9 protein-coding genes are annotated in these 10413 nt (G+C 39.3%); 4 read left to right on the top strand and 5 right to left on the bottom strand.

Going from position 1 to position 10413, the window contains the following annotated elements:
* Nucleotides 1-11 precede the first annotated feature (11 nt).
* From fabD to JBW_RS00250, 4 genes are all read right to left on the bottom strand, one after another.
* Nucleotides 12-872 (bottom strand): ACP S-malonyltransferase, encoded by an 861-nt coding sequence (gene fabD, locus JBW_RS00265; RefSeq protein ID WP_007953738.1) that lies wholly within the window; start codon nt 870-872, stop codon nt 12-14.
* A gap of 27 nt (nt 873-899) precedes the next feature.
* Nucleotides 900-1853: an acyltransferase domain-containing protein gene (locus JBW_RS00260; protein ID WP_007953736.1), complete on the bottom strand. Its 954-nt coding sequence runs from the start codon at nt 1851-1853 to the stop codon at nt 900-902.
* A 681-nt stretch (nt 1854-2534) separates the two neighbouring features.
* Nucleotides 2535-3899: an amino acid permease gene (locus JBW_RS00255; RefSeq protein WP_007953734.1), complete on the bottom strand. Its 1365-nt coding sequence runs from the start codon at nt 3897-3899 to the stop codon at nt 2535-2537.
* Nucleotides 3900-3932: 33 nt separating this feature from the next.
* Entirely contained in the window at nt 3933-4397 is a 465-nt protein-coding gene (locus tag JBW_RS00250) for an Lrp/AsnC family transcriptional regulator (protein ID WP_007953732.1), read from the bottom strand.
* Nucleotides 4398-4785: 388 nt separating this feature from the next.
* Between JBW_RS00250 and JBW_RS00245 the strand changes: the two genes are divergently transcribed.
* The 4 genes from JBW_RS00245 to JBW_RS00230 all read left to right on the top strand — a co-directional run bounded on the left by JBW_RS00245 (nt 4786) and on the right by JBW_RS00230 (nt 8697).
* On the top strand, nt 4786-5832 hold the full coding sequence (locus tag JBW_RS00245) for an energy-coupling factor ABC transporter permease (RefSeq protein ID WP_007953730.1): 1047 nt from the start codon (nt 4786-4788) through the stop codon (nt 5830-5832).
* Nucleotides 5833-5918: 86 nt separating this feature from the next.
* The gene (gene cbiQ / locus JBW_RS00240; protein ID WP_007953728.1) at nt 5919-6731 is read left to right on the top strand and encodes a cobalt ECF transporter T component CbiQ; all 813 of its coding nucleotides are present in this window, start codon (nt 5919-5921) and stop codon (nt 6729-6731) included.
* A complete protein-coding gene (locus JBW_RS00235; protein ID WP_007953727.1) occupies nt 6728-7480 on the top strand; it encodes an energy-coupling factor ABC transporter ATP-binding protein in 753 nt (250 codons plus the stop codon). The genes cbiQ and JBW_RS00235 overlap by 4 nt, the downstream gene beginning before the upstream one ends.
* A 299-nt stretch (nt 7481-7779) precedes the next feature.
* On the top strand, nt 7780-8697 hold the full coding sequence (locus tag JBW_RS00230) for a protease complex subunit PrcB family protein (protein WP_007953725.1): 918 nt from the start codon (nt 7780-7782) through the stop codon (nt 8695-8697).
* Nucleotides 8698-8860: 163 nt separating this feature from the next.
* On the opposite strand, the gene gnd is transcribed toward JBW_RS00230, so the two are convergent.
* Complete coding sequence (gene gnd / locus JBW_RS00225; RefSeq protein WP_007953722.1) at nt 8861-10270, bottom strand: decarboxylating NADP(+)-dependent phosphogluconate dehydrogenase; 1410 nt, start codon at nt 10268-10270, stop codon at nt 8861-8863.
* Nucleotides 10271-10413: the final 143 nt, after the last annotated feature.

Here is a 10413-nt window from a genome sequence, read left to right as displayed (position 1 = left end):
CTCAGTCATACTCATAATGCCGCTGCCTCATTCTTAATCCGTCGAATTAATCCAGTTAAAACATTGCCTGATCCGATCTCCACAAATTCCATCCCCTCAAACCCCATCAAATATCTTATACTTTCCGACCATTTAACGGGATGAGTAATTTGCTCAATTAGATTCTGTTTAATATCAGATTCTTTATATGGTCTGGCATGAACATTTGATATTACAGGGATTGTCATTGGGAAAAATTCGAAGGTATTTATGAAAACTTCAAACTCTCTTCTCGCCTCTTCCATGTAACGCGAATGAAAGGCTCCGCTTGTTTTTAAGATAATAAACAATTGGACGTTCGTGACCTTTTCAAAAATAGGCTGAGCACGCTCAATGTCTGTTTTTAAACCAGATATCACAATTTGCGTTGGGGAGTTATAATTTGCAATATCGATACTCTGCAAATTATTCTGTGCTAAAACATCCGCTATTTGCGCTGCATTTAACCCAATCACTGCTGCCATGCCCCCCCCCGTAGCTCCGCTCATTAGTTCTCCTCTCTTTTTCACTAGTTTCAATCCTGTTGCAAATTCAAATGCACCCGCCGCAAATAACGCATCATATTCCCCTAAACTATGACCAGCAACATAATTCGGTTTTTTTCCATCTTTTTCGATTCTGCTAAGATAACTTAATGCATTGACTATATATAAAGCTGGTTGAGTATATTGAGTTTGACTTAAATTCAAGTTTGGATCTTCCATACAAAGTTTCTTGATTGAATATCCTAAAATCTCATCCGCCTCTGCTGTTAATTCCCTAAATTCATCAAAAACTGGTCCACCCATTCCTTTAATCTGAGATCCCTGACCTGGAAAAACATATGTAATCATTCTTTCTATCCCCTTTCATATTTAAGTTTAATAAAAACTTCCCTTTATTTTTTCAAGTTTTTTAATATCCTGACCAAAGGGATTTAAAACATCATAAGATTGTGAGAAAGAATCTCTACTTAAGTTCTTTCTCACAAAATTCGCTAGTGTCCCTGATGGTCCTAAATCAATATATTTAAACTGACCCTGTTCTTCAAGGTTGATTATGGTTTTTTGAAAATAAATCGGTTGCCTAATAATATCCCAGAAGTACTTATCAGAAAAATCTGTAGCACAACCGCTTAATAAACACGATATAACTGGCATTTCTGGTTTTCTAAATGATAATTTAGATAAAAATGCTGCATACTCACTTTCTATTGGGGCAATATTCGAAGAATGAAAACCATACCTTACGGGGAGTGTTTGAAAAATAACATCTTTAGTTTTCAGGTGTTCTTCAATTTTTAATAACTTTGCACCCTCACCTGATATAATAAAATGAGAGGAATAATTAATTGCAGCCAAATTTGAATGGAGAGAAATTATAGAAGATTGATTATACAAAGTTGGACTATCAACTACCGCTATCATACTTCCAACTTGGCAATGACTCTCAATTAATTGAGCCTGTTTTAGAATAATTTCTAGCGTTTCTTCCACCGAAATAACACCTGCAACTGCCGCGGAAGTAAACTCTCCTAAACTTGCTCCTAAAACATAATCAGGCTCAAGCCCACTTTCTATTAAAACGCGTGCTAATGAATATTCCACCATAAAAATCGCTGGGTGAGTATATAATAGACGATCAAATTTATCAGCCTTATTTTTTGATCCATTATATATCTCATCAATAATCGAAAACCCAACTTTCTGAAATACGATATCGTTTAATTTTGACATCCACTTTCGAAATATAGTATTTTGACTGTACAACTCTTTTCCCATATGGTAATATTGGGATCCTTGCCCCGAAAACATAAAAATTAACGATTTTCTCAATAACTTTCCTCCTTTATTTTATGAAGAAGAAACTTGGCTTCCGCAGAGCCTCAGCAGCAGATGGAAGCCTTAGTTTCTCTTGCTTGGAATCAAGAAAGCGTTATACTTTCTTATTCTATAAAAAAATTTAGCAGACCAATGTGACCTGCTAAATAATATCGCCAGAGTAATTTTTTTAAAAAGTTCACTAATATATCCTTAAAGAGACATACAACAATACTTGATAGTCGAAAAATTCATGGAAAACTTATTCTTAGGTACAGCGTCATGTATATTATCTTAATACATATCATTAGAATACTATTGCCGCATGCAGAGCCCTTAGGGGATGGAAAACGGCCCTCATTTAATGTAATTTATAACGTCCCCCTGATCTTTTTCACGCGCCTCCGCTATGAAAATGCAAGAGGATTTTTTACACTTCCTGATTGGAGCTGTGTAACAATAATTTCAATATCTTTTTATTATTTTGGTTTATTTTTACCAAAATCCCCCATTTTTTTCTATAGATATTGTCATAAAAGGCACTTTTCATGATTAAAAACTCGATTAGCGTGAACGAAAAATCAATTAACGCGAAGTTAACTATATTAATCGATATGATTTTCTATTATAATCAAAGTGCCTACTCCACAATAAGAAGAGTAGGCACTGAGCAGTAATTTTTATAGTTGGATGTAATTAATTTTTCTTTGCAGCCGTTTTTAATTTAAAGCCGATATACAAAGAAAACAGCCAAATAGGAGCAATATATAAAGAGAAGCGCAAATCAGGGATAAAGGCCATAATAACAACAACAACAACTAAAAAGACCAAACTAATATACGATGAAATCGGATGCAGCGGCATCTTAAACAAGATTGGCTCACCTGTCTTTTCTTTATGCTTTCGAAATTTTAATTGTACAATCAAAATGGTCGCCCAATTGATAATAATAGAAATTGTTGCCAGCGCCATAAAGTATAGGAACACCTTTTCTGGGTCCAAATAGCTGATTAACACCGTAAGTAATGTAAACGCGGTAGAAAATAAAATTGCAATGATTGGTGCTCCAGCTGAATTAAGTCTTCCAAAGAGTTTAGGAGCATTCCCCTGTACTGCTAAGCCATATAACATTCTTCCATTGCTATATAGGGCACTGTTATATGCAGATAGGGCCGCTGTAAGAACGACAAAGTTTAATAAATTAGCCGCGGATGGAATACCCACGTGAGAAAATATCTGTACAAAAGGGCTGCCCGTTGCCTCAATTTCATTCCAAGGAAAGATTGCTAAAATAACTCCCATAGCTCCTATATAAAAAAGCAAAATCCGCCATACTACTTGGTTGATTGCTTGTGGGATTGTTTTATTAGGATCTTCAGCTTCACCGGCAGTAATCCCCACAAGCTCAACGCCACCAAATGAAAACATGACTAAAACCAGTGACATCACCACTCCCAAGACGCCATTCGGAAAAAAACCGCCATGTTCCCACAAATTACTGATTCCAACAGGCTGTCCACTATTACCAATGCCAAAAACAATCATAGCTACGCCAAAAACAATCATTCCAATGATTGCCAAAACTTTGATAATCGCAAACCAGAACTCAAGCTCGCCATAGGCTTTTACATTTACCGTATTAATGAATGTAACAACCACTAAACAAGCAAGTGCTGTTACCCATGTAGGAATATCAGGATACCAATAATTAATATAAGTCCCTACAACTGATAATTCAGCCATACCAACAACCACATAATTAAACCAGTAGTTCCAGCCAGCAATAAATCCAGGAAGCTCACCCCAATATTGATAGGCATACTGACTAAATGAGCCCGATACTGGACAATCCACAGCCATCTCGCCTAATGCTCGCATAATAAAGAAAATAATAATGCCGCCAATTAAATACGATAAAGTAATCGCAGGTCCAGCGGTTTTTACTACCGTAGCGGAACCGTAAAATAAACCTGTACCAATGGCTCCCCCTAATGCGATCATTTGGATATGACGATTTTTCAGACCACGTTGTATTTGTTGATTGGTAGTGTTACTATCCATACTTTTCCCCTTTTTCAATTGCATTTGTTCGGATCATTCTTCCGTTGGTATCGATAATGTTCTCTTTTCAGTATTAATTACGATGCTGGTTTCCACCCGGCTTACCCCGGGTATCGCCATAAGTGAATCGATTACAAAGTCTTTGTACGTTGGCATATCTTTAGCAACGATCTTTAAAAGATAGTCCTTATTGCCAGTAATGCTGTAGCACTCAAGTACTTGTGGAAGCTTATTAATCTGCTCTAAGAAAAAATCAGCTGTTTCTCGATTCAGAGGAGACAAAATCACCATAATAAAGGCAATGGTCTCCATCCCAAGCTTTCTTTCATCCACGATCGTTGTAAACTGCTTAATAACCCCCAGTTCTTTTAAGTTTTTCGTTCTCGTAAGACATGCAGAGGTTGAAAGACCAATTAATTTAGACAAATCCAAATTCGATATTGAAGAATCTTTTTGTAAAGCACTCAAAATGGCTCGGTCATAACTATCAAGTCTCATAACAATATCCTGCTCCTTTATAACGAAACACAAAATAATATTCTTACATAAGTATATAATGCAATATTTTATTTCGCCTTGTCAATAAATTTAAGTATATTATTATGTATAAGGTTTAAAATCATTGGAAGATCACACCTGGCATTTTTCCATTTTTATTATTATTTTCTGCAAGAAGCAGGATAAAGAAAAAAAGCGGCGAACTTGAAAGTCATAAATATATATTTACTACTACAGGTCATGAAGGCTTGTCAGATGGCTACGAAAGTCATGCTCCAAGAAGTTTTGGAGCTTTTCTTGCGTAGCTATTTTTATGAAGAAAAAGAGAAAGATTACATTAAGTGTCTTGGATATATAAATTGAGAAATATAATGAGGAGTGATGACGTATGCACATGGCGGATGCACTAATTTCCCCAGTGGTCGGTGGAACCCTCTGGGCCGCTACTGCTGGATTGGCTTCTTACGCAGCCAAGAAAGTTCAAAATGATATGGATGAGCAAAAAATTCCTTTGATGGGCGTGTTGGGTGCTTTTGTCTTTGCTTCCCAAATGATTAATTTCACCATACCTGGTACAGGATCAAGCGGTCACATCGGAGGAGGCGTGCTGCTGGCGATACTCCTTGGTCCTCATGCTGCTTTTTTAACGATTGCTTCTATATTAACGGTTCAGGCATTATTCTTTGCCGATGGAGGTTTACTGGCTCTTGGCTGTAATATTTTTAACATGGGTTTTATTCCTTGTTATATAGCGTATCCATTTATCTATAAACCATTAGTCGGCACGACTCCCTCACAAAGACGTATTATGCTTGGCTCCATAGTAGCAGCAGTTGCAGGACTCCAACTAGGAGCCTTTAGCGTAGTTTTAGAAACCCTCTTTTCTGGAATATCAGCCCTTCCTTTTACAACCTTTGTACTGCTCATGCAGCCCATTCACCTTGCTATTGGCTTGATTGAAGGCATTATTACCGCTGTAGTCATTGGATTCATTTATCAAGAAGCCCCCCAGATCATCCAACCCACGGCTTTAAATCAATCATTAGGTGCTACCTCTATAAAAAAAGTGATTCTCGTCTTATTTGTCCTCGCTTTAATCACAGGCGGTGCTTTATCCTGGTTTGCTTCCAGCAATCCCGATGGACTGGAGTGGTCGATTTCCGGAATCAACGGCGAAGAAGAGCTGCAAGCAACGGATGAGGTTCATGGTTTTTTCGCCGAAATACAGGAAAAAATCGCTTTCCTTCCTGATTATAATTTTAAGACTACGCCTGCCTCTCATCCAGCGGCAGTTGAAGAAACCGAGGTAACCACAGAAGCAGTTTGGCCTACGATAGATACAGGAACCTCGGTAGCTGGTCTTGTGGGATCTTTAATTACATTGCTTTTAGCTTATTTTATTGGCAAAGGGCTACAAGTTGCAGCAAAACGCTAGTATACTATAAGGGATGCGACGATACGTCGTATCCCTTACTCTTATGGGTATGCAAATATTATTTTTTTCTAATGAAAGAGGTTACTATGATCAAACTGGAGTCAACTTGGCTCGATCTGAGAAATATTGATGATCTCGCCACTCAAAAGACTTTCATTCACTCTTTGAATTCCTGTACTAAACTGATCACGACCTTAGTCTTTGTCGTGCTGGTTACCTCCTTTTCTAAATACGAAGTTACAAGTGTTCTTCCCCTATTATTTTATCCTGTTACTTTAATGGCTTTAGGAAATCTGCCTTATAAACCGATAGTAAAACGCTTGATACTGATCGCTCCTTTTATTGTTTTTATTGGCCTATTCAATCCAGTTTTTGACCAAACGCCGATTGCAAAGCTCGGACCCTTTCTGATTACTGGAGGCTGGCTATCCTTTCTATCCATTACCATCAAACTACTCTTAACCGTAACATCGGCTTTAATTTTGGTTGCAACAACGGGTATGAATTCAATTTGTACAGCCTTGTCGCAAATTGGTGTTCCCAAGCCTATTGTGATTCAAATCCTCTTTATGTATCGCTATCTCCATGTATTGCTTGAAGAGTTTCTAAAAACAAATCAGGCCTACACTCTTCGTTCTTTCAAGGCAAATGGAATTCATTATAAGGCTTGGGGGTCATTGCTGGGACAATTACTACTTAGAACCATGGATCGAGCGCACCGAATCTATCAAGCTATGCTGTGTCGCGGCTTTGACGGAAAGGTCCCTTTACGATCTGCTGCAAGTTGGACAAAAAAAGATCATCTCTATCTACTTTTTTGTCTATCCTTCTTTCTCCTCTGTCGTTTTATTAATATTCCACAGACCTTGGGAACATTGCTAACAGGAGGTTTTCAATGAGTCATCACACAATCGATTTAACAAATGTACTATATACCTATCCTGACGGCACAACTGCATTAAGGAATCTCTCTCTTCATATCGGTCATGGGGAAGCGATCGCAATCGTTGGCTCCAATGGTTCAGGTAAAACCACTTTGCTATCTCATTTAAATGGTGTGCTATTTCCCACCGCAGGAGAGGTCAATATTGGCGGTTATCCCGTTGTCAAAGAAACTCTACCCCACATCCGCCGCACAGTTGGCATGGTTTTTCAAAATCCTGACGATCAACTGTTCATGCCAACGGTTTATGATGATGTAGCTTTTGGTCCCCTAAACTTAGGATATCCGCCTCTAGAAGTGGAAAAGCGTGTAACATCAGCATTAAAAACCGTAGGTGCTTATGCTTTAAAAGACCGTCCCCCTTATCGCCTCTCAGGAGGACAAAAACGAGCAGTAGCCATCGCGACGGTGTTAGCCATGGACCCGGCAATATTGGTAATGGACGAACCAACCGCAGCCCTTGATCCCTTGGCCCGCCGCCAGTTGATCACTCTTTTGCACACATTTAGTCATACAAAAATTATTGCAACTCATGATTTAGATATGGTACTGGATCTTTGCAAGCGAACCATTGTCTTGCATAATGGCACCATTCTGGCTGATGGCCCTACCCTTGAAATCTTCCGCGACAGATGCATATTAGAACAGGCAGGTCTAGAACAGCCCTTCTCCATGCAAAGCTGCCCGATTTGCTCTAAAATTTGATAATAGAATCTTTTGGTGCCAAATAAGACTAAAAACCTCTGTGCTCTCTCGCAACTCTGTGTCCTCTGTGTTTAACGTTCCCCTTAGAATGCCTATACTTTTTAGCCTCGCAAACAAAAACGACTAGCCCTTTCATTTTTTTTAAAAAGGGCTAGTTCTTTTTAATATCATAAATATATTCTTTTGACTCATGAATGTTTAGGCATCCAATCTTTACTTATTTTTCGGATAAAATTCCCTAACATGTATCCATGCAGTAATGGAAACACTAACAAAAATGTATGAAAGGAAGATTAGCTATGAAAAGTATAATTCGTAGAAAGCAAATAAAGAACCACTCGAAGAAACTATTAGCTGCTGTTGCAGGAGCGGCAGTTATGTCTTCGGCAATGTTGCCTGGTCTTCCTGTAACAAAAGTTTTTGCCGCTTCGAATGAAACAAACCAAACTCCTGAAGCAGATCAAACTTCCAAGTCAAAAAATTGGTCGAACTCATCCAAAATGGACCCCGTAAGAACCGTAAAGGAAAATGCCTACACCTATGGCTTTAATCCCTTTCGTGATAGATTTACAATTCTTGACCAGTCAGCAAACAAAGCAACTGTTGAAGTACGAACCAGCGGTCAGACTTTTAAAGTGAACCTAGTAAAGACTCGCCATCAGGGATGGGAAATTACTGCAATACGTGGTATTGGTAATTCAAGATATCCTGCTACTTATACTCCCGCCAGCTTTTTTACCCACCGCCCCATTACGGGTCCAGTGGTCATCACCCCTAATGCTCCCCAAACCCTATATCAAACGAATGATTTCCGTGAATGGACATGGTACAATACCTCATACCCCGCCGACATGACCTTTGGTGCTCTGATTCAAGACCCCCGCTTACGAGGAACGAACTTAGTTCCAGAAGACATCATCAACCAGATGAAAAATGTTGACTTTAACCATCAAATCGTTGTTTATACTCACCTTGGTACCGTAGATTCAACTGGGTACGGTATCGGCATTGAAAAGATCACGCAATCAGGAAATGACCTTACTGTTACCGTAAGAACAAAAAGCCCTCGCCTTAGTGAGAGTGTGACGACTACCAAGGGTTATGACTATATTGCCATGGAACGCTCATTATTTGATACCCGCCGTCCAATCCGGGTAACCTTTATTAACCAGAATAATACCATGCTAACAAATTATAATATTACGCTAACGCAGTAAACAACAATCTTGCAAAGAAATAGAAAAACCGTTACGCTCCTTTAAAGAATAAATTCGAACCGCAGAGACGCAGAGGACGCTGAGGAGATTTTTAACCCTATCTATCTTTTCTCTGTGTTCTCTGCGTCTCTGCGGTTAAATCTATACCTCTCTACTTATGAACCTATTTTTTTATCCATTCCGTATGGAAAATACCAGGTTGGTCAACTCTCTCATAGGTATGAGCACCAAAGTAATCCCTTTGCGCTTGGATCAGATTGGAAGGGAGCACGGCTCTGCGATAGCTGTCATAATAGTCCAAGGAAGCACTAAAAGAAGGCGTCGGAATCCCTAGCTCTTTACACGTTTTTACAACTAGGCGCCAATTCTCTTGAACTCGGCTTAGTGCCTCTTGGAAGTAAGGCGCCAGCAGTAGATTCGGCAAATTAGCATCTTGCTGAAAGGACTCTTTAATCCGATCTAAAAATTGAGCCCGAATAATGCATCCACCTCGCCAAAGAAGAGCCACGTCACCATAGTTCAAGTTCCAGGCATATTCCTTATCAGCAGCTTTTAAAAGAGCAAACCCCTGGGCGTAAGAACATATCTTCGATGCATACAAAGCATCATGGATCGCTTTAATAAATACCTTGCGATCTCCCTTATATTGATCATTCGGACCAATTAAGATACTAGATGCAGCCACTCGTTCTTCTTTATAGGCCGACATACAGCGCGCGAATACGGCTTCTGTAATTGTTGGCGTCGGTACTCCCAAATCCAAAGCACTTTGCGAGGTCCACTTACCTGTCCCTTTCTGACCGGCTTTGTCTAAAATCATTTCTACTAATGGTTTACCCGTGAGTTCATCCTGTTGTAAAAACACATCTCGTGTAATTTCAATAAGATACGAATCGAGCTCCCCTTCGTTCCATTCAGCAAATACTTCATAGAGTTCCTCTGCTGACAACCCTAATGCAACATTCATAATATAATATGCTTCACTAATGAGCTGCATATCGCCATATTCGATCCCATTATGTACCATTTTCACGTAATGACCGGCCCCGTCTGGTCCCACATAAGCGCAGCACGGACCATCTGCAACCTGAGCAGCAATCGCTGTAAAAATCGGTGCAACTTCCTGGTAAGCAGAAAGTTCAGCTCCCGGCATGAGACTTGGTCCCTTTAGTGCTCCTTCTTCTCCCCCAGACACGCCCATGCCAATAAAACGAATCCCTTTACGAGATAATTCATCAAATCGCCTGCGGGTATCTTGAAAATAAGAATTACCACCGTCAATAATGATATCCCCTTGATCTAGATAAGGCAGCAATTCAGCTATCATATCATCTACTGGCTTACCGGCCTTAACCATCAGCATAACTTTCCGAGGCTTGGTGAGCATCTTGGTCAGCTCCATTATAGAATGAGCCCCGCCAATCTTTTTGCCCTCTGCATTTTGCGCCAAAAATTCATCTACTTTACTTACCGTACGATTATATACCGCTACACCAAAGCCTTTGTTAGCCATATTCATCACTAGATTCTCACCCATTACAGCTAAGCCAACCAATCCAATATCATATAACATCCCTGTTTCCTCCCTTTCTGTAACAAATCAATTCCTCTTGCTACTGTATTATTCTAGTGTAAGTCTAAGGATACCTGCTCATTCAGAAAATTTATTTCATTTTTTTATTTTTTTTAGGGCATTATAATCAATATTGAAAAGGA

The organism is Pelosinus fermentans JBW45, from assembly GCF_000271665.2.
GTDB classification, from domain to species: domain Bacteria; phylum Bacillota; class Negativicutes; order DSM-13327; family DSM-13327; genus Pelosinus; species Pelosinus baikalensis.
Note: the sequence above shows the minus strand (reverse complement) of the source record. Positions and strands in the feature narration are given on the sequence as shown.

Coding starts and splice junctions, on each gene's coding strand:
- fabD (WP_007953738.1), bottom strand. CDS start 872: ATGATTACATATGTTTTTCCAGGTCAGGGATCTCAGATTAAAGGAATG.
- JBW_RS00255 (WP_007953734.1), bottom strand. CDS start 3,899: ATGGATAGTAACACTACCAATCAACAAATACAACGTGGTCTGAAAAAT.
- JBW_RS00250 (WP_007953732.1), bottom strand. CDS start 4,397: ATGAGACTTGATAGTTATGACCGAGCCATTTTGAGTGCTTTACAAAAA.
- JBW_RS00245 (WP_007953730.1), top strand. CDS start 4,786: ATGCACATGGCGGATGCACTAATTTCCCCAGTGGTCGGTGGAACCCTC.
- cbiQ (WP_007953728.1), top strand. CDS start 5,919: ATGATCAAACTGGAGTCAACTTGGCTCGATCTGAGAAATATTGATGAT.
- JBW_RS00235 (WP_007953727.1), top strand. CDS start 6,728: ATGAGTCATCACACAATCGATTTAACAAATGTACTATATACCTATCCT.
- JBW_RS00230 (WP_007953725.1), top strand. CDS start 7,780: ATGAAAAGTATAATTCGTAGAAAGCAAATAAAGAACCACTCGAAGAAA.
- gnd (WP_007953722.1), bottom strand. CDS start 10,270: ATGTTATATGATATTGGATTGGTTGGCTTAGCTGTAATGGGTGAGAAT.